Here is a 21322-nt window from a genome sequence, read left to right on the forward strand (position 1 = left end):
TTAGCCGCATCATTAGTCACTTATAGATGCAGAAAAATGGCTCAGTTTGTTTACAGCATGTTGCGGGTGGGCAAGGTTGTTCCGCCTAAGAAGCAGATCCTTAAAGACATTTCCTTAAGCTTTTTCCCCGGCGCCAAGATCGGTGTGTTAGGTCTTAACGGTTCAGGTAAATCCACCCTACTGCGCATTATGGCCGGTATCGATACCGAGATTGAGGGTGAAGCGCGCCCAATGCCAGGGCTGAAGATTGGTTACCTGCCACAGGAACCCAAACTCGACCCAACGCAAACCGTGCGTGAAGCGATTGAAGAAGCGGTTTCTGAAGCCAAAAATGCTCTCAAACGCTTAGACGAAGTCTATGCCGCTTATGCAGAGCCTGATGCTGACTTCGATGCGCTTGCCAAAGAGCAAGGTGAACTTGAAGCGATTATTCAGGCACAGGACGCGCACAATCTGGACAACATCCTCGAGCGCGCGGCGAATGCGCTGCGTCTGCCAGATTGGGATGAAAAAATCGAAGTGCTATCGGGTGGTGAGCGCCGCCGAGTAGCGATTTGTCGTCTGCTGCTGGAAAAACCAGAAATGCTGCTGCTCGACGAACCAACCAACCACTTGGACGCTGAATCCGTCGCGTGGCTCGAGCACTTCCTGCAGGAATACTCGGGCACCGTTGTGGCGATTACCCACGACCGTTACTTCCTCGACAATGCTGCGGGCTGGATTTTAGAACTTGACCGTGGTGAGGGTATCCCATGGGAAGGTAACTACTCTTCATGGCTAGAACAAAAAGATGCCCGTTTGAAGCAGGAATCTGCCGCGGAAAGCGCGCGTCAAAAAACCATTGCGAAAGAATTAGAATGGGTTCGCCAAGGCGCGAAAGGCCGTCAGTCTAAAGGTAAAGCCCGTATGGCGCGCTTTGAAGAGCTGAACACTAACGATTACCAAAAACGTAACGAAACCAACGAGCTGTTTATTCCGCCCGGACCGCGTTTAGGTGACAAAGTGATTGAGGTTAAAAACTTAACCAAATCCTATGGTGACCGCGTCCTTATCGACAACCTGTCGTTCTCTGTACCTAAAGGCGCTATCGTCGGTATTATTGGTGCTAACGGTGCAGGTAAATCGACCCTGTTCCGTATGTTATCTGGCGCAGAAACCCCTGACAGCGGCAGCATTGAGATAGGTGAAACGGTGCAATTGGCGTCGGTTGAACAGTTCCGCGATTCGATGAATGACAAAAACACCATTTGGCAAGAAATCTCCGGTGGTCAAGACATCATGCGCATCAACAACATGGAAATTCCAAGTCGCGCCTATGTGGGCCGCTTTAACTTCCGTGGTGCAGATCAGCAAAAGATTATCGGTACTCTATCGGGCGGTGAGCGCAACCGTGTTCACTTAGCTAAACTGTTGCAGGCTGGCGGTAACGTACTGCTCCTCGACGAGCCGACCAACGACTTAGACGTTGAAACCCTGCGCGCACTGGAAGAAGCGATTCTCGAATTCCCAGGTTGCGCTATGGTGATCTCGCACGACCGTTGGTTCTTAGACCGTATCGCGACCCATATTCTGGATTATCGCGACGAAGGCCAAGTTAACTTCTACGAAGGTAACTACACCGAATACTCGGCGTGGTTGAAGAACACCTATGGTGCCGATGTGGTTGAGCCACACCGCCTGAAATACAAGCGCATGACTAAATAGATCGAGAATCTAGAATCTAGAATCTAGAATCTAGAATCTAGAATCTAGGCAAGCGTGTATCTGAGGAGGTTAACTCGAAAGGGTTAAGCTCCTTTTTATTGCATTGAATTTAGGGTGAGGATTTTCCGTTATTTCAGGCTGGCACAATGTTCATGCTGGTTCATGCTAGCAAAGTAGGCCACTAGCATATCCATCATCACTCTTAAGGCGGGCTGCATATGTTTACGGGATTGATACACCCCATATACGCCCAAGGATTGAGGTTTAAACTCCTGCAGCAGTGGCACTAATGCCCCCGAGTCGAGATGCGGTTTAACCGCCCACAAGGGCTGCATAGCAATCCCCTCGCCGGCCAAGGTGGCGTTTAGTACCACCATAGAATCATTGGCACTTAAGTTACCTCTTACGGGAATATTAAAAAGCTGCCCCGCCTCGATACCATCTGGATGAATAATTTGGGTAAACCGCCACATCACATCGCCAAAATAGGAATAGGTTAAACAGTTATGCCGAGTTAAATCCTCGGGATGGCTAATAAGTGAATGGGTGGCAAGATAACGCGGCGCAGCGCAGACCACGGACTCACATTCCCCTAAACGTCTGGCGATTAGACTAGGATCGAGCTCATTAGTGATACGTATGGCAAGATCAATACGTTCGGCAACTAAATCAACGGTTTGACTGCTAACATGAAAGTTCACACTCGCCTGCGGGTGTTGGGCTAAGTAAGGACGCACGACCGTGGGAAGGAGTAAATGGGCCATAAATTGCGAACAACTGATCCGCAATAATCCTCGCGGTTGGGCGCTTTGTACATGGCTGACCGCGGGGACTTCCTGCGCTAATTCAAGCAAGCGCTGGCAATAATCGAGCACTTGCTCGCCCGCGCTGGTCAGGCTCAAACGTCTTGTCGAACGGTGCAGTAAGCGTGCACCTGACCATTCTTCCATCTCACTTAAATAGCGGGTTACCATAGAGCGAGACATATCCAACGCTTCGGCGGCGCCAATCATGCTGCCCCGCTCAACGATAGTCACAAATACCTTTGCCGCTTCGAGTCTATCCATGGTTTATCCGCCCCTTGTGTTGATTGCCTTGCACTAAATAATCAGTTTCAAACGTTGATTCATCCGAATTATGCAACAAATAAGCGCAATTATCCGTGTTTATCTAACGTTTTTTGCAACCTAAACTAAGCTCACTTTTGCAGCAGTGCAAATCACCGAATCCTATTTGAATGAATAAGTGAGAACAGAAATGACACTATTGAATGCTCTAAAATTAACCTCTTTGAAACCCCAGTTAGCCGCAACCATGCTGGTGGCGGGAATGGCTACTGCTCAGGCAGCACCTTTGCAAGTGAGCCATTTTAATCCGGGCGAAAACAGTATTTTTGCGGTGTCTTCAAGCTTTATCAGCGGCGAGCATGAAATGATGCTGGTCGATGCTCAATTTCAAAAAAATGATGCCCAGACCTTAGTGGATACCATTAAAGCCAGCGGTAAAAAGCTTACCTTGGTGTATATCAGCCATAGCGATCCGGATTTTTACTTTGGGTTGGATGTGATTAAACAAAACTTCCCCGAGGTCGAAATCGTCGCCACTCAAACTACGGTCGATGACATTAAAGCCTCGATGGACGGCAAGCTCGCCTACTGGGGACCGATTTTAAAGGACAATGCTCCGAGCCAATTAGTGCTGCCAAAAGTGGTCACCACCAATCGCTTTAGTATCGACGGTGAACAAGTGCTGATAGAAGGGCTAGAGGATGCTCACCCTAAGCATACCTTCCTGTGGGTACCGTCGGCTAAAACCATCACTGGTGGCGTTGAAGTGTTTGATAACACCCATGTTTGGATGGCAGATACCCAAAGTGTTGAGTCGCGTAAAGCCTGGTTAACCCATTTAGAAAAGATGGAAGCCTTATCTCCCAAAGAGGTTATCCCTGGACATTATCTCGGTGATGCCAGATTTGATAAGCGCGCCATCGCTTTTACTCGCGATTATATTAATGCCTTTGAAAAGGCAGCCAAAACAGCAAAAGATTCTGCGGACTTAATCGCCAAGATGCTCAAGCTCTACCCACAAATTCCTTTAGATGCAGGGCTTGAGATCAGTGCCAAAGTCATCATGGGTGAAATGCGCTGGCCAATGTAAGGGAATAGGGGCATGGATATCTCCATGCCCCATTCAATCTGACATTCGCGCTTAGGCTAGCCCTTAAGCCAAAAAGCCAGAACAAAAGACTGTTTTTTGTAGGAATAATTGCGATGAACCCAACTATCAATACCACCATGAAAGCGAAGGCCGTGTTACATGCCATTATCGATCCCTTGTGCGGTTGGTGTTACGCAGCCGCACCGCTGTTTGATGCAGCAGCCGCTGCCGGATTTACCATCAAACTCCACGCAGGTGGCATGCTCACAGGACCAAGGCGCAAACAGATTGATAACCAATGGCGCGATTATGTGATGCCCCATGATCAACGGATTGCCGCGATAACCGGACAAGCCTTTGGTGAAAACTATTATGAAGGCTTATTACGTGATACCAGCATTGTACTGGATTCTGCGCCCCCCATTAGAGCTATGCTTGCCGTTGCAGCCTTAGGGGGCAATGAGCTAGCTTACCTACATGCAGTGCAACTCGCCCATTATCGCGATGGCAAAAGCGCCAGCGATGAACAGAATCTACATCTTTTAGCGGAAAAAATGGGAATAGATGGCGCTGCCTTTACGAAGGAATTTGCCCAAAATGAAGACGCGTTTTACCAGCACATTTTGGCATCACGGGCGCTGATGAATCAGCTGGGTGCCCAAGGTTTCCCTTCAGTAGCACTCACAACAAGTGAGGGAAATCTGCATTTACTCAATCACAGCCGTTTTTACGGTCATCCGAGCAAGTGGCTTGAGTATCTGAATGAACAAGTGTCTTAACACGCCACTTTCTTGAAAGTGTGCCAGTCTTACGTTTTACGTATGAAGACTCAAACCTTGGCTTTTTGAGTTTGGGGTTTCCCCCTTAAACGATGGGATAAGTCACTATAGGATTTATCCCATCGGCATTTTCAATGTTGATACCACAGGCCAAGTTAACCCTGATTCTCGAGCGCAAGCTCGGCTTGTTTTGCCTCTTCAAGCGTAAAAGGCTCACTCATTTTTACACACTCAAGTACCGCTTTCGCATAGAGTGGAATCGGCTTATCCCGAGGTAAACGCGGTAGCAGTGTACCGGGTAAGGTAAGCTGATACTCATTGACTTTGGATTCAAACCATGAGAAACGCATCAACTTAAACCCTTGATTAGTTTCTAAATAGCATTTGTAATCCTGTCGCTTCTCTGTTTCTGTCGCCAGCGCTGACCATTGGAATCCCGCTAGCAGCAACAAACCAAGAGTACCGTATTTCATCATAAGGCTATTACTCATCTCGACTCGTTAACTCTTTACATCATTGACTGATGTAATAATAAATTTTGTTCGTTGTTGGCCCGCCCCCAATACACTTAGGGTTACCACTTTCACATGTCGCCTCATCTGGCACCGCATTACCGATACCAATCAAAAACATATCTGGCGTTGGTACTTTAGCATCCGGGTCCTTAGGCTGCTCGGCGGGCGGGATCACCAGCTGCGGCGTATCCAGTACCAGCTCACCTGCATACAAATAATCCGTTTTGTAACCACGAGTGCCCCTGTGTAAATTCTTTTTATAGAGATACCCCTTACCCGAACTCAAGCATTGATTTACCGAGCCATCACTACCGGGCACAAAACTGGTGAAATACACTTCCCCCCCGACTATGGTCGCGGACGCAAGGCTCTTTTCGCCTTTACGAGGGAAGTTATAATACCAACCGCGTTTTTGACCAAAGGCTATCTCGCCGGCTTGATCGCTTGGCGCCGTTGCCGTGACATCATATAAGTCAGTTAGTTGCAGCGTTTTAGGCACAGGCTTTTGATTCGACTTACCTTGGAATGATTGGGTTACAATGTTTCTATCTTGCAATGTAAAAAACATATCCGAGCGAGACACATCACTTGGTTTTGCCCTATGACCACTGCCTATAACAATTGCGTCGTAAGGAATATTCTGTGACGTGACCACTTTGGTCGATTTTCCATTAACGACTTTAGTCAGCTCAAAGGTATTGGAAATCAAGGTTTGCGCCACTATTGGCCCTGAAAAGAATCGCCGATCGCCCGCTACTGAACTCTTATCCCCTAATGCGGCAAACTTAAATCCTGACCAAGTCGCAGTATTCGCAGAAGGCATATCCATTCGCCACACATTACCTTGTATATCAGTGGCATAAATCCTATCAGTACGACCATCGCCATTGCCGTCTAATACAGCAACACTGCTTGGAATACTGTTGGCAATACCTGGCAATGGCGTGTTAGCCCCACTGCCGCCGAATTGATGGATTAACGCCCCCGTTTGCGCATCGACAATAAACACGCCACGGCCACTGCTGTCATCAGTACCAATCTCAGCGCCATCTTTAGTTGAAGGGGAATATCCACCACCAAAAATCAATACAGGCTTATCGCCAGTCGCACTCGGAATTGTCGTCACCACAGGCGTCGACCAAGATTGCCCTAACTCGCCCATACCGGGTGAGCTGGCATCTATCTTCCACATAAAACTGGGGTTATCAGGTGTGGTCACATCGAGGGCGTAATACGCATTGCCGCCTCGGCGCATTCCCACAAATACCCATGCCTTTTCAATCCGTTTGCCCTGCATTTTGGTGTAGGCAACTGGCGAGCCATCAATACCGTATACCGAGTGTACGCCCGTCGGCGCGTTAGCCTTGAGATCGCGAAAATTCGGCAGTAGCTCATAGGGGATAAATCCCCAAGTCTCAGACACGCTATCACCTTCATCCTTAAACATATGCAGGAACCCATGGTTCGTCCCGACAAGAATTCGAATATCAGGTTTAGCTTCAGAACCAAAATTGAGTGCTAAGGGCTTGGAATGTAGAGCATCTCCCATTATATCGGCGCGCCAATTTGGGGTTGCGCCACTGGCAGTACTTAAGTCCTGATTTTTATCGTTATCAACATCGATTCCCTTCGCCCAGTCAAATAGCCCAGTGAGTTCTGTTTCATCGACCCCCATATAGGTGGCTAAACGCACATTATCCCCAGCTTTTCGAGCTGCATTTGACAGAGTAAAAGCGCTCAATCCACTGCCAAAATTACTGTATAAAGTGCGACTAGTCGCCTGCTGCATCGCGGCGAGCACCCCGCCACGCTTAACATCGTTACCATCACCGCTGCTTCCGCATTCTTCAGCTGATGTCCAATAGGAGCAAGCATCGGCTTTGATATTGCCATCTTCGCCTATCACATTTTTGCCTTTGCTATCAACGATATCACCGTCACTGGTCACCTTGAACTTTTTAATATTCCCTAGCCATCTTGGTCCCTTATTAGGCAAGAACATAGAATAATATGCTGAATCAAAGGTTTGAGTACGATTGAAGTTATTGCTCGCTACCGAGGGGGAAGTAAAGCTGGCATTTTTTTCGAGGATATTATTTAAAGCCGTTTGCAATGAAGAACGTAATTGACTGGCATCGGTGGCATCAAAATACTTACCACCGCCATTATCGGCGGTTTGCTTCAGTAGGTGCTCGGCACTGGCTGCACCTTCACTAAACCCAATGGTAAAGGTTCTAACGGTTTGTTTTCCGGCTAAATTAGGATTCACATCCTCAGTTCGCATCCAGCCAGAAAGCGCACTGAGATAACTTTTCGGGTTGGAGGTATGCTTACCTACACCATTGGTTAAACGCTCAATAATGCCATCGGCCGCGTTATCAAGCGTCGGCTCGCCGTCGGTGATGTAGACGATATACGCTTCATTTTGGCAAGGCTTAAACGGCGAATTGTACGTATTACTTCCAATAATAAGCGCAGCTGGGTCAGTAAAGGGATTAGAACTGGCGTTGTAGGTACCTTGGTAACGCCCCCTATTATCGTAGTAATTATAATCGCTATCATCATCACCAAAATACTGTTCCTGCCCACCAAAATAACGATAGGCTTCGTAGAGCGTTTCGCATAGCGGCGTATTTTGGGCATAACTAATAAGATTGACCCTTTTCAATAAATCAATTTTGGCTTGGGCGGACATAGTCTTAATCCCAGAGATAATCCGCCCACCGTCACGCGCACCATCACGTGGCCCATTCATATTAAAAATAGCTAAACCAAAATCCACCCCCGGCGTAGTTAAAACCACACTTTCAATCGCATCTTGCGCCAGCTCTAGACGGGTTTTATTGACCTTCTTTTTAGTACCATGGTGCCATTTTAAATAATCTTCGGTATAAACTGTGACCACTTTGCCGGAGCCAAAACCTGTTTTCTGCGCCTTTGCCTTCGCGCTTGCCTTAGCACTCTCGGATGAGTGAATATTGACTGCCGTGTACCGAACGGGTTTAGCCGCAGAGCCTAAACTGTCAACGGGTAAACCGTTAGCCTCTCCTGCTGCATTACCGAGTCTTTCCTCTTGGATATCTTCAAAGCAATCGACAGCAGCTATCGAGCTACCATTTAGTTCAGAAAATTCTTTCCACGCACCAGTCCCCCCCGAAAAACCATACTCACGAAAGAAACCAGTGAAGGTGCCATACCTATTGAGGTAATCCCACGAGCTTTCACAGCCATTGAGTGCGGCATTAAACTGACGCATTTCACGCTGAGAGGCAGGATTAGGTAACTCAGCATTATCAGCCGAACCTCGGCTATAAAATAGCTTTCCCGACTGGGCATAGTTAGCATTACGTTTATTCTCGTAAGGAGCATCGACCCCATAGGCAAGATTACTCATACTGCCGGAGTTATCGAAAATGATCAGCACCTGCGGGCGCGAGCCATTACGGGCGGACGCTTCGAACACATAAAGCTCTGTATCATCAGCAACGCTTGACGCGGTAAATAAACTCGCCGCGCCGACAACGAGGCTCGAAATAATAAAAGCGACTATTGATGTTAACGTCTGGCGGACGTTTTGAAGGCGAGATTGACAAATATGTTTCAATAAAACGTAATTAAGCGAAAAGATCATCAACGACTTTTTCTGACATTTAAATAAAAACTGACTCATACAGTATGCGCATCTGTTATTAAGGAATAATAAAAGCACCTGCATTTACAAAACTAGGATTTAAATTGTTTAAAAAGGCCAAGTTAACCGCACAACAAACAGTAAGTTAACCGAACGTAAAACAGTAAAATCATAAACTTAGGCTACTTTCAGCAATTATTACCATTATGCACACCGAATTGACAACAAATAAATAAAAAATGTAACCAATAAAAATATCACCATCATAGTAATGAGCTAAAAATAAAAAACAGTGACACTTATGATATTGAGAATGCGCTATTACGTTATAGGAAATAAAGGAGAACACCTGCCAAAAAAATATAAAAAAATGCTATACCATTAATTTAACTTGCCAAAACAAAACAGGCTGAACAACAAACATAGAGATAAAGCGTTCTCACCATGAAAATATCCCAACATAGGATCCCTTGCCCTACCAAGTTATTAACATTATGCTAACCAACCCCACATAAGCCACGTTTAATAACTCAGGAGCTTTGAATGCACGCGCTCTTCCGCCATGGTTTCGGTCACTCGACACCTCAACCACAGAATATATCTTCGCTCACATTGAAGAAGAGACTCACTTCAGCTCAGGCTACACTGTTTACTTTGCTAAGTTTATTTTCTGTTGGCGCATTTAGCACTGAGCTTACGCCATCATCCGTGACCGATGGTCCTTATGTTTTCCTCGACCAAGGTAACCAAAATACCGCCTACTGGATCTGCCAGAGTCAGTTAAAACAAACCCCTATCGCAAACAATCAATTGGCTCGCCCAAATGATTGTGGCAACTTGCCACAGCCCAGACGCCATACCGATGCTCCCAAAGTTGAAGCTGATACCTACACTCATACAGGCAAGATAGTGGCCTTAAGCGATGTGCATGGGCAATTCGATGTGATGATTAACCTGCTGAAAGCCCATCAGATTATCGATGAAAATAATCACTGGGCCTTTGGTGACGGCCATATGGTCATGACGGGAGATATGTTCGACCGTGGTCACCAAGTTAACGAAGTTCTGTGGTTTTTATATGAGTTAGATAAGCAAGCCCAAGCCGCAGGTGGTCGATTACATTTACTTATGGGCAACCACGAGCAAATGGTGTTTCGCGGCGACTTACGTTATGTGAATGAGCGTTATCAAACCTCGGCGGAATTACTCAATCGCCGCTATGATGCACTGTACAACAAAGACACCGAAATCGGCCGTTGGCTTCGCAGTAAAAACACTCTAGTAAAGATCAATAATCTGCTGTTTATGCACGGTGGAATAAGCCCTGAATGGGTCGAGCGTAAACTCAATATCAGCGATGCTAATCAGTTATTCCGTCAACATTTAGACGATAAAAAAGAAGATTTAAAACAAAACGATCTGTTGAATTTCCTGTTTTTCACTAATGGCCCCACTTGGTACCGTGGCTACTTTAAAGATGCACTCGCTGACCCCGAGATCGACCGAATCCTAAACTACTTTAAGGTTGATCATATTATCGTCGGCCACACTTCACAGGAGCGAGTACTTGGACTTTACCATAATAAAATCATTGCAATAGATAGTAGTATTAAGGATGGTCAGTCAGGAGAATTATTACTGATAGACGACAATAAACTCACCCGCGGGCTATATAAGGGTGAGCAAGTAGCACTTTAAATCGATTCAGGGCTTATAGGTTTAATCCATAAGCCCTTTTTATTATTCAATAAAAGGATAACGAGTCGACTCCATATCGAGTAAGCGATAACTTACCTCTCTATACAAAATTCAACTCATCGGCTTAACACCCCCTATACTCAGCAAATAACGCTTTAACGTTAGGGATGCGTATGGACTTCAAACTGCTGATAAATTTAAGCCTTGTATTGCTGTTGTTAGGATTGCCTTCCCGCAGTTTTGCAGGACGAGATTTAAACTTAGTTGCGACCAATTATCCACCCTTTTATGCCGATTCATTACCCGAGCAAGGTGGCGTTGCCCAAGTCGTTAAAGAGGCCTTTAAACGCCAAGGCTACAATGCCAGCGTTAAGTTTTATCCCTTTGCGCGAGCAGCATTACTGGTAAAAACCGGCCAAGCCGATGGCATTATTGGACTTTGGTACCGCAAAGAACGTGAGCAATGGGCGCATTATTCTGCACCGATACAAGCCGTACAGATTGTCTTCTACAAACGTAAAGATAATCCGTTACGTTTTAGTCAATTAAGCGAACTTAAGCCCTTTACCATCGGCATTGGCCGCGGTTACGCCAATCCACCCGAAATAGCCGCCACAGGACTCACGACAGAGGAAGGTAATTCCGACGAAATGAATCTTAAGAAATTGTTTCTAAAACGCATTGACTTAGTGTTAATCGGCCACAATCTTGCTCAATATTTAATCAAGCAAAATCAAAGTGAATATGCCGATACTTTCGAGCAGGTGGGAGACCCCATCGCCACAGAGGTATTCCATCTGGGCGTCTCTTTGGCGATAACGGATCAGTCCACCTTGATCGACGAATTTAACAAAGGCCTTGAAAGCATGGGCCAAGATGGTCGTCTTGAGGCAATTTTAAGCCAGTATCCGCAAATTCAATCAGCCGTAGATCCGATAGAAAAAATACGAACACAAGCACATCCTTAGCAGAATAACTCAGCTATCGTATGCACTTCGAATGGGGCGAATGAGATTGCCATGGGGTATCTCGACACAAAACACAATTTCTTTCACTTTCGAGTGCTTAACTTTACAAACTTTTACCCACCTGATGACGGTTATTCACTAGAATAGCGCCATTAGTGCTAACGCCTGTTAACCGTCTTTGTGCGAGATAATTATTCCAATGAAAAAAACCATAATAGCCATTGCCTTAGTTGCGGCGGTTGCCGCCGCTGTGAGCTTTAGTGATGTATTGCAGGCTGCCAAACCCGAAAGTGCCCCCCAGCTTATGCGTACCGTGCCGGTTGTCACAGGGGAAGTGGTTGAACATCCACTGGCTCAATCTATTTCACTGATTGGTAAACTGGCCGCTGAGCGCGCAGTGGTGATCGCGCCGCAAGTCACCGGCAAAATTAAACAAATTGCCGTGACTTCGAATCAAACAGTGAAAAAAGGCCAGTTGCTAATCGAACTCGATGATATGAAAGCTCAAGCCGCGGTGGCTGAAGCCAATGCCTTTTTAAATGATGAAACCCGCAAGCTCAGAGAGTTTGAAAAACTTATCAGCCGCAATGCCATCACTCAAACCGAAATCGATGCTCAAAAAGCCAGTGTCGATATTGCCAGAGCACGCTTAGCCTCTGCGCAAGCAGATTTACATTATCACTCACTGATCGCACCTTTTGCCGGTAAAACCGGCCTGATTAATTTTAGCGAAGGTAAGATGGTAAGTATTGGCACAGAGTTAATGACCTTAGATGATTTATCCAGCATGCGACTGGACTTACAAGTGCCTGAACATTTTCTGTCACAACTTAGCATTGGCATGCCAGTATCGGCCACCAGCCGAGCTTGGCCAGGACAAACCTTTATCGGCAAAGTGGTCGCCATCGATCCCCGCGTGAATGAAGAAACCTTAAACCTGAAGATCCGCGTACAATTTGAAAACAGCGATAATCGCTTAAAACCAGGCATGATGATGTCATCAACCATCACCTTCCCACCGATTTCAGCCCCCATAGTGCCAGTGCAAGCCCTAGAATATTCAGGCACTAAACGCTATGTGTATGTGGTTGGTGAGGATCATATCGCCCATCGCACCGAAGTGATTTTGGGTGCCCGTGTTGGCGACCAAGTGCTTATCGATAGCGGCCTTAAAATTGGCGATAAAGTGGTGGTTCAAGGGCTTGTGAATATGCGCGATGGCTTAAAAATCAATGAAGTCGCTCTTGAAGCTAAGAATAATAATAACCGCCCAGCCAAGTCAGACGTCAACACTGCGGAGACGAAATAATGTGGCTGTCCGATGTCTCAGTTAAACGCCCCGTCGTTGCAATTGTTTTAAGCTTACTGCTATGCGTGTTTGGCTTAGTGTCCTTTACTAAACTTTCAGTGCGGGAAATGCCCGATGTTGAAAGCCCAGTGGTGACAGTCAGCACCAGTTATTCCGGTGCATCGGCAGCGATTATGGAAAGCCAAATCACCAAGACCCTCGAAGATGAACTCACGGGGATCAGCGGTATCGATGAAATCACCTCTACCACTCGTAATGGTAGCTCGCGGATCACGGTCAAATTCCTCCTCGGTTGGAACTTAACCGAAGGGGTGAGTGATGTGCGTGATGCCGTGGCCCGCGCCCAGCGCCGTCTGCCGGAAGACGCTAACGATCCTGTAGTATCGAAGGACAATGGCTCAGGCGAACCCTCCGTGTATGTGAACTTAAGTTCAACCGTGATGGATAGAACCCAGCTGACCGATTATGCCCAGCGGGTTTTAGAAGACAGATTCAGTCTGATCAGCGGCGTGAGTTCCATCAGCATTTCGGGTGGTCTTTATAAGGTCATGTATGTCAAGCTCAGACCCGAGCAAATGGCGGGGCGCAACGTCACCGTCACCGATATTACCAGCGCCCTACGTAAAGAGAACATCGAAACCCCTGGCGGCCAAGTGCGTAACGATACGACAGTGATGTCGGTGCGTACCAAAAGGCTCTATTACACCCCAAAGGATTTTGACTATTTAGTCGTACGCACCGCCAGCGACGGGACACCTATCTATTTAAAAGATGTGGCCGATGTTGCCGTGGGCGCACAGAATGAAAACTCCACCTTTAAAAGTGATGGTATTGTTAACCTAAGCTTAGGGGTGATCACTCAATCCGATGCAAACCCATTAGTAGTCGCTCAGGAAGTCCATAAAGAAGTCGATAAAATTCAAGACTTTTTACCCGAAGGTACCAGTCTTGTGGTCGACTTTGACTCCACCGTCTTTATTGACCGCTCAATCAACGAGGTCTACAACACCCTCTATGTCACTGGCGCCCTCGTGGTGTTAGTGCTGTATATCTTTATCGGTCAAGCAAGGGCAACCCTTATCCCCGCGGTAACGGTTCCAGTATCTTTAATCTCCGCCTTTATTGCCGCCAACATGCTAGGTTATTCAATTAACCTACTGACATTAATGGCATTAATCCTCGCCATTGGTCTCGTGGTCGACGATGCGATTGTGGTGGTCGAAAACATTTTCCACCATATCGAAAAAGGCGAAGAGCCGCTGCTTGCGGCTTACAAAGGCACACGGGAAGTCGGCTTTGCGGTCGTGGCAACCACCGCGGTGTTAGTCATGGTGTTCCTGCCGATTTCATTTATGGATGGCATGGTCGGTTTACTCTTTACCGAGTTTTCCGTGATGCTGGCAGTGTCTGTTCTGTTCTCATCCCTCATTGCCCTCACGCTAACGCCGGTATTGAGTAGCAAATTACTCAAAGCCAATGTAAAACCTAACCGTTTCAATCGCATCGTGGATAGTGGTTTTGCGCGCATGGAAAGGGTTTACCGTGTGGGTGTGACCCATGCGATCCGCTTTAGATTACTGGCACCACTGGTCATTCTCGCCTGTATTGGCGGTAGCGCATGGTTAATGCAGCAAGTCCCCTCGCAATTAGCGCCGCAGGAAGACCGCGGTGTACTTTACGCCTTTGTGAAAGGCGCCGAGGGCACTAGCTATAACCGTATGACGGCGAACATGGATATCGTCGAAGACAGATTAATGCCACTCCTTGGCCAAGGTGTATTGCGGTCTTTCAGTGTGCAAGCCCCTGCCTTTGGTGGTCGTGCTGGCGATCAAACTGGCTATGTGATCATGCAGCTAGAGGATTGGGAACATCGCAATGTCACGGCGCAACAGGCGCTCGGGATTATAAGTAAGGCATTGAAAGATATTCCCGATGTGATGGTTCGCCCTATGATGCCAGGCTTTAGGGGGCAATCGAGTGAGCCAGTACAATTTGTACTGGGTGGCTCTGACTATGCGGAACTCTTTAAATGGGCACAGGTGTTAAAAGAGCAAGCCAATGCCAGCCCGATGATGGAAGGCGCGGATCTGGATTACGCCGAAACCACACCGGAACTGATTGTCAGCGTTGATAAAGAGCGCGCAGCAGAACTTGGGATCAGCGTCGATGACGTCTCACAAACCTTAGAAGTGATGCTCGGCGGTCGTAAAGAAACCACCTATGTGGATCGCGGCGAAGAGTACGATGTGTATCTGCGCGGTGATGAAAACAGTTTTAACAACGTCGGCGATTTAAGCCAAATCTATATGCGTTCAGCCAAGGGCGAATTAGTCACGCTCGATACGGTTACCCATATCGAAGAAGTGGCCTCAGCGCAAAGATTGAGCCATACCAATAAACAAAAATCCATCACCCTTAAGGCCAACATCAGTAAAGGTTACACCTTAGGCGAGGCCTTAACGTTCTTGGAAAACAAGTCCATAGAGTTATTACCCAAGGATATTTCCATTGGCTATACCGGTGAATCAAAAGACTTTAAAGAAAACCAAAGCAGTATTTTTATTGTGTTCGGTTTAGCACTACTGGTGGCTTACTTGGTACTCGCTGCGCAATTTGAGAGTTTTATCAACCCCTTAGTGGTGATGTTTACCGTACCAATGGGAGTATTTGGAGGTTTCCTCGGCCTGTTAGTGACCAGTCAAGGTATTAACATCTATAGCCAGATCGGCATGATTATGTTGATTGGCATGGTGACCAAAAACGGGATCTTAATTGTCGAGTTTGCCAACCAACTGCGTGACCGAGGTTTAGCCTTAGATAAAGCCATTATCGATGCCTCAACCCGCCGTTTACGCCCGATTTTGATGACGGCCTTCACCACCTTAGTCGGCGCGATACCGCTGATTTTCTCAACGGGCGCAGGCTCTGAGAGCCGGATTGCGGTAGGGACTGTGGTGTTTTTCGGCATGGCCTTTGCGACCTTTGTCACCCTGTTCGTCATCCCAGCAATGTACCGTTTAATCTCGGCCGCGACCCATTCACCGGGTTATGTTGAAGCAAAACTCGAAGCGGCCATTAAAGCACAAGAGTTAGCGGCACAAGAGGCAGCCAAACAGCAGGAACAAACGGCAAAAGCCTAATTTATCGCCATGATGTAAACAGGCGCGAAATAATGCGTTTGCTTAAATCATAAAAGCCAAGGGAGCAGTCCCTTGGCTTTTTCATTTAGGTTTCAGATGAGTTCCTTCTATGTTTTATCCAACCTACATGATCTGCAAAATCAAGTCCGACGCATAACAGTGACAGCCCCTTTATCAGTTTTTTTAAACAATATACCAGCACAACACCGGCGCAATACTTTAAATAATCAATCCATTAACCTAACTAAAAATCCGTTAAGCAAAGCTAAACTCGGCCATTACCGACTAGATCCATTGCTGTTTTTGCCTGCTCGCGCCATTAGCTACCTTGCTGTGCTATAGTGCGCAGAGTCTTCCAACTGATAGCCATAACTTATCCCTTGAAAAGAATCGCCCTCTTTGTCGATGTGCAAAACATTTATTACACCTGCCGTGAGGCCTATCAGCGCCAGTTTAACTATCGTAAACTCTGGCAACACTTGAGTGCGCAAGGAAATATTGTCAGTGCTGTCGCCTATGCCATTCATCGAGGTGATGATGGCCAGCTTAAGTTTCAAGATGCTTTGAGACATATCGGCTTTGAGTTAAAACTTAAGCCCTTTATCCAGCGCAGTGACGGATCAGCAAAGGGAGATTGGGATGTGGGGATCACAATTGATGTACTCGATACCGCTCCCAATGTGGATACCGTAATACTGCTTTCTGGCGATGGTGATTTTGCAATCTTGCTTGAGAAAATAACGCAAAAATATGACGTTAAGACAGAAGTCTATGGCGTCCCCCAACTGACAGCAAAATCACTGATGGATGCAGCAACACAGTTTAATCCGATTGATGATGCTTTACTGCTCTAACAACAATGAATATTAAGCTGAAAATTCTTGGGTTGATAATTGATAAAAATTATCTATATCTGCCAACAAAATACTGTAAACACCTGCATCTAACTGCCCTTTATCGACCATGGGCTGCATAATGTCGCCAATCTCTGATAGCGATAAAGAGCCTCGATAGGGGCGCTTTTGAGTCAACGCCTGAAAAACATCGACCACAGCAAGAATACGCGAAGGTAAATCTAATTGTTCCTGCTGCTTACTGAAGGGATAGCCTGAACCATCGAGACGTTCATGGTGATTTGAGGCCCATTCGCCTATTACAGACTTAGGGAAAAAACGATGTAAAGTATGCTCTGTATCAACGGTATGACGTTTGACAATCGAATACTCTTCCTTTGTTAATTTGCCTTCTTTATGCAGCAACAGGTCAGGCGTTTTGAGCTTACCGACATCATGTAACAATCCCGCAACGTACAATAATTCAGCATCGGTATCTGATACACCGCAGTCCTTTGCCACTAATTTTGCTAACAGTGCGACTTTTTCTGAATGGTGAAATGTAAAGGGACTCTTAGCATCAACTATTCGAGCTAAAAATCGCGCTAACTGCTTTACCCCGTCAATATCTAATTCTTTGTCGTAAAAGTGATTAGCTTTGAACTCCAGACCTAATAACTCAATATGAGTTGCATCCATGTTGTACCAAAAGCCATCCTTTTTGACCAGTTGACACATTGCATTGACCATTTCTGGTTCAAATAAGGTTCCACTATGGGCCAATAAATTCTCTGCGACCATACTTTCATGCAATGTAATCAGCTCCTCATGACAACCATGCGTATATCTGGCTCTTAAAAAGTCGGTACGATCCGCTAAGAAAATCAGTGCTGCAATATCACGGTCAAATACGGAAAGCTCATGGGATTGCAACTCAAGCCAAGGTGTGTGGTGGTAAAGAACGACAGGCGCAAAAACATCTAAAATCGGGCATTTAAGCAATGCCTCATAGCCACGTTGACTATGGCACTGCGCATCTTCTGGCTGCATTAATTTGAGCAGACGTAAGTGCTCTTCGGAGGAAGAAACGCCGCAATCATGAATAAGTCCGGCAAAATAGGCGAACTGCTTTTTTTCATCGGGCCAGCCGAGCACATTCGCACATTCGTAAGCCATATAGCCAACCCGATGTCCGTGGTGCAAATCGTCCACCCCAACAAAATCCAATGCCGTCGCAACGGCTAATAAAGCATGCCTTACATCAATATTGACTTTGAAGTCATGGGGCTGAAAGGCATTCATTGAATTTTCCTAATAAATTATTTGTCCCTCACTAAAATATAATCAATACCTTGATAATTAGCTGCAAAATACAAAAAAGACCTGAAATTTCAGGTCTTTTTATCGATATAAAATAGAACTTATAACACAGCCAAGTTAGACCTCCGATGCTGTACTATGACGGGCGCGTTTTGCTAAGGCATAGTAAAACAATGGTGTAAGGATCAAACCAAACAGCGTCACCCCTATCATACCGGCAAATACTGCCACGCCCATGGCTTGACGCATTTCAGCCCCCGCGCCCGTTGAGAACACCATAGGCACCACGCCCATAATAAAAGCGATAGAGGTCATCAAGATGGGGCGTAAGCGTAAGCGCGCTGCCTCAAGAATCGCCTTCATCACTTCCATACCATGGTCTTGTTTTTCTTTGGCAAATTCGACAATCAGAATCGCGTTCTTGGTCGCTAAGCCCACGAGCACGATAAGACCAATCTGGGTGAAAATATTATTATCACCGCCATAGATAAGCACGCCACTGAGCGCCGAGAGTAAGGTCATTGGGATAATTAAGATAATCGCCAATGGCAAACTCAAACTCTCGTACTGGGCGGCGAGCACCATAAACACCAGCAGGATCACCAGAGGGAACACTAACAAACCTGTGTTACCGGCGAGGATTTGCTGATAGGTCAGCTCAGTCCACTCGTAGGTCATGCCTATCGGCAAGGTCTCGGCGAGGATTTTCTCAATCGCCGCCTGCGCTTGACCCGAACTCACACCGGGTGCTGGGCCACCGTTAATCTCAGCCGTGGTGAAACCGTTATAGTGCATCACACGATCGGGCCCCGCACTCTGGCTCACATTGATAAAGGAGCCGAGTGGGATCATATCGCCATTCACATTCGGCACTTTTAGCTGACTAATCTGCTGCGGGCTTTGACGGAATGCTTCGTCGGCCTGCATATTCACCTGATAGGTTCGACCGAAACGATTAAAGTCGTTGACATAGGTCGAGCCCATATAGGTTTGTAATGTCTGGAAAATTTGATCAAGCGACACTGCCTGCTGTTTCGCTTTAGTCCGATCGATATCCAGTTCAAGTTGTGGCACGTTCACTTGATAGCTAGAGAAAATCCCCGCTAATTGTGGATCGGCCCACGCCTTGTACATCACTTGTTGGGTCACCTGATACAAGGCCTCATAACCAAGGTTGGCTCTGTCTTGAATTTGCAGACGGAACCCTCCAATAGTGCCGAGGCCTTGCACAGGTGGCGGCGGGAAGATGGCAATAAACGCATCCTGAATACCAGCAAATTGCTGATTTAATTGGCCGGCAATCGCATTCGCCGACAGTTCAGGACGCTTACGTAACTCAAAATCATCTAGGGCAACAAACACGACGCCCGAGTTAGGACTATTGGTAAAACCGTTGATACTCAGACCGGGGAAGGCAATAGAGTGCGCCACACCGGGGTGATTTAAGGCGATGTCGGACATTTTCTTGATCACCGCATCGGTACGCTCGAGTGAGGCCGCATCCGGTAATTGGGCAAATGCCACTAAATACTGCTTATCCTGTCCTGGCACATAGCCCGTTGGGGTATTTACAAATTGCACGCCCGTAAGCGCAACCATCCCCAGATACACCAGTCCGATAATGCCGCCAAAACGGATCACCTTACGCACTAAATAGCCATAACCCTCTGATGCTCGGTTGAATAAGCGGTTAAAAGGCGTGAACAACCAAGCACCGAACAACTTATCCATTAGGCGAGTTAAACCATCCTTTGGCGCATTATGGCTCTTGAGTAACAATGCCGATAACGCTGGGCTCAAGGTGAGCGAGTTAATGGCCGAAATAAAGGTCGAAATCGTGATAGTCAGCGCGAACTGCTTATAAAACTGCCCGGTTAATCCGCTCATAAAAGCGGTCGGAATAAACACCGCAGCCAACACTAAAGTGGTTGCCACAATCGGCCCAGTCACTTCCTTCATGGCTTTTTGTGTTGCGGCAATCGGGCTTAAACCCGAGGCGATATTTCGCTCCACGTTTTCTACCACTACGATGGCATCGTCTACCACTATCCCGATGGCCAGCACCAGACCGAACAGCGACAGCGCATTAAGCGAGAAGCCCATCAAGTGCATAAAGGCGAAGGTTCCCACCAAAGACACAGGCACGGCCACCAGTGGAATAATCGAAGCGCGCCAAGTCTGGAGGAACAGCACCACCACTAACACCACTAAGAGCACGGCTTCGAGCAAGGTTTTCACCACCGCTTGGATAGAACCACGCACAAACACGGTCGGATCGTACACAATTTCGTATTGCAGCCCTTCGGGGAATGACTTCGCCAGTCTTGCCATTTCGGCGCGCACATCGTCGGAGATTTGAATCGCATTTGAGCCCGATGCTTGGAATACCGGAATAGCGACCGCATCCTTGTTATCCAGCAATGAACGCAGCGCATAGCTGGTTGCACCGAGTTCGACACGCGCCACATCCTTAAGACGGATCACCTCACCGTTTTGACCGACCTTGATAATAATGTCTTCGAATTCTGACAGTTCAGTCAGACGCCCCTTAACGTTAATCAAGAGTTGGAAGTCGGCATTACCACTAGGCTGCGCCCCTAAACTGCCCGCTGCCGCTTGCTGATTTTGCTCACGTACGGCGGCAATAATTTCAGCTGGCGACATGCCAAGCGCCGAGACTTTATTCGGGTCAAGCCAGATCCGCAGACTATATTCGCCCGCACCGAATAAACGCACCGCGCCCACGCCTTTGATGCGTGCTAACTCATCTTTTACGTTGAGCGCCGCGTAGTTAGACAAATACAGCATGTCATAACGGTTATCCGGCGACAGTAAATGCACCACCATGGTTAAATCGGGGGATGATTTTTCGGTCACAATCCCGAGGCGTTGAACCTCCTGCGGCAAACGCGGCATAGCACGGTCTACCCGGCTCTGTACTTGGGTTTGCGCTCTGTCCACATCGGTGCCAATGGCAAAGGTGATGGTCAAGGTCATGCGTCCATCGGACGTCGCCTGCGATGACATATACAGCATGTCTTCGACGCCGTTGATTTCCTGCTCTAAGGGCGAGGCAACCGTTTCAGCGATGACTTTAGGGTTAGCGCCAGGGTAGTTGGCGGTGACCACGACCGTTGGTGGCACCACTTCAGGGTATTCGGTAATAGGTAACTGCCAGACGGCAATCGCCCCTGTGATAAAAAACAGCAGCGAGAGAACGGCTGCAAATATCGGTCTTTTAATAAAAAACTGCGACAACATTCTGTTG

At 47.1% G+C, this 21322-nt stretch carries 13 protein-coding genes and 1 pseudogene; 9 read left to right on the forward strand and 5 right to left on the reverse strand.

Annotated features, from left to right (window positions below; genetic code table 11):
• Positions 1 to 36 precede the first annotated feature (36 nt).
• Complete coding sequence (ettA, locus tag M0413_RS14550; protein ID WP_249554723.1) at positions 37 to 1704, forward strand: energy-dependent translational throttle protein EttA; 1668 nt, start codon at positions 37 to 39, stop codon at positions 1702 to 1704.
• A 128-nt stretch (positions 1705 to 1832) separates the two neighbouring features.
• Here the strand turns inward: ettA and M0413_RS14555 are convergent, their stop codons facing one another.
• Positions 1833 to 2771 carry a LysR family transcriptional regulator gene (locus M0413_RS14555; RefSeq protein ID WP_249554724.1) on the reverse strand — a complete coding sequence of 313 codons (939 nt, stop codon included), beginning with the start codon at positions 2769 to 2771 and terminating at the stop codon, positions 1833 to 1835.
• A 190-nt stretch (positions 2772 to 2961) separates the two neighbouring features.
• Here M0413_RS14555 and M0413_RS14560 point away from each other — a divergent pair, with 190 nt between their 5' ends.
• A complete protein-coding gene (locus tag M0413_RS14560; protein WP_172588006.1) occupies positions 2962 to 3861 on the forward strand; it encodes an MBL fold metallo-hydrolase in 900 nt (299 codons plus the stop codon).
• 113 nt (positions 3862 to 3974) lie between these two features.
• On the forward strand, positions 3975 to 4640 hold the full coding sequence (locus tag M0413_RS14565; RefSeq protein WP_249554725.1) for a DsbA family protein: 666 nt from the start codon (positions 3975 to 3977) through the stop codon (positions 4638 to 4640).
• A gap of 155 nt (positions 4641 to 4795) precedes the next feature.
• On the opposite strand, the gene M0413_RS14570 is transcribed toward M0413_RS14565, so the two are convergent.
• Both M0413_RS14570 and M0413_RS14575 read right to left on the reverse strand, forming a co-directional pair.
• On the reverse strand, positions 4796 to 5131 hold the full coding sequence (locus tag M0413_RS14570) for a TapY2 family type IVa secretion system protein (RefSeq protein WP_249554726.1): 336 nt from the start codon (positions 5129 to 5131) through the stop codon (positions 4796 to 4798).
• Positions 5132 to 5153: 22 nt separating this feature from the next.
• Positions 5154 to 8786 carry a pilus assembly protein gene (locus tag M0413_RS14575; RefSeq protein WP_413740225.1) on the reverse strand — a complete coding sequence of 1211 codons (3633 nt, stop codon included), beginning with the start codon at positions 8784 to 8786 and terminating at the stop codon, positions 5154 to 5156.
• A gap of 543 nt (positions 8787 to 9329) precedes the next feature.
• On the opposite strand from M0413_RS14575, the gene M0413_RS14580 reads away from it, so the two are divergent.
• The 6 genes and pseudogenes from M0413_RS14580 to M0413_RS14600 all read left to right on the forward strand — a co-directional run bounded on the left by M0413_RS14580 (position 9330) and on the right by M0413_RS14600 (position 16755).
• Entirely contained in the window at positions 9330 to 10484 is a 1155-nt protein-coding gene (locus tag M0413_RS14580) for a metallophosphoesterase (protein WP_249554730.1), read from the forward strand.
• 173 nt (positions 10485 to 10657) lie between these two features.
• Positions 10658 to 11452: a substrate-binding periplasmic protein gene (locus tag M0413_RS14585; RefSeq protein WP_047534748.1), complete on the forward strand. Its 795-nt coding sequence runs from the start codon at positions 10658 to 10660 to the stop codon at positions 11450 to 11452.
• A gap of 199 nt (positions 11453 to 11651) precedes the next feature.
• The gene (locus M0413_RS14590) at positions 11652 to 12761 is read left to right on the forward strand and encodes an efflux RND transporter periplasmic adaptor subunit (RefSeq protein WP_249554732.1); all 1110 of its coding nucleotides are present in this window, start codon (positions 11652 to 11654) and stop codon (positions 12759 to 12761) included.
• Complete coding sequence (locus tag M0413_RS14595) at positions 12761 to 15901, forward strand: multidrug efflux RND transporter permease subunit (protein WP_249554734.1); 3141 nt, start codon at positions 12761 to 12763, stop codon at positions 15899 to 15901. The genes M0413_RS14590 and M0413_RS14595 overlap by 1 nt, the downstream gene beginning before the upstream one ends.
• A gap of 155 nt (positions 15902 to 16056) precedes the next feature.
• Positions 16057 to 16128, forward strand: a pseudogene (locus M0413_RS23035) (helix-turn-helix domain-containing protein); the annotation flags it as partial.
• Between the two features lie 153 nt (positions 16129 to 16281).
• Complete coding sequence (locus M0413_RS14600; RefSeq protein WP_055648309.1) at positions 16282 to 16755, forward strand: LabA-like NYN domain-containing protein; 474 nt, start codon at positions 16282 to 16284, stop codon at positions 16753 to 16755.
• A gap of 12 nt (positions 16756 to 16767) precedes the next feature.
• Here the strand turns inward: M0413_RS14600 and M0413_RS14605 are convergent, their stop codons facing one another.
• On the reverse strand, positions 16768 to 18036 hold the full coding sequence (locus M0413_RS14605; protein ID WP_037421083.1) for an HD-GYP domain-containing protein: 1269 nt from the start codon (positions 18034 to 18036) through the stop codon (positions 16768 to 16770).
• 135 nt (positions 18037 to 18171) lie between these two features.
• Positions 18172 to 21315: an efflux RND transporter permease subunit gene (locus M0413_RS14610; protein ID WP_249554736.1), complete on the reverse strand. Its 3144-nt coding sequence runs from the start codon at positions 21313 to 21315 to the stop codon at positions 18172 to 18174.
• Positions 21316 to 21322 lie beyond the last annotated feature (7 nt).

The organism is Shewanella sp. 8A (assembly GCF_023475945.1).
GTDB classification, from domain to species: domain Bacteria; phylum Pseudomonadota; class Gammaproteobacteria; order Enterobacterales; family Shewanellaceae; genus Shewanella; species Shewanella xiamenensis.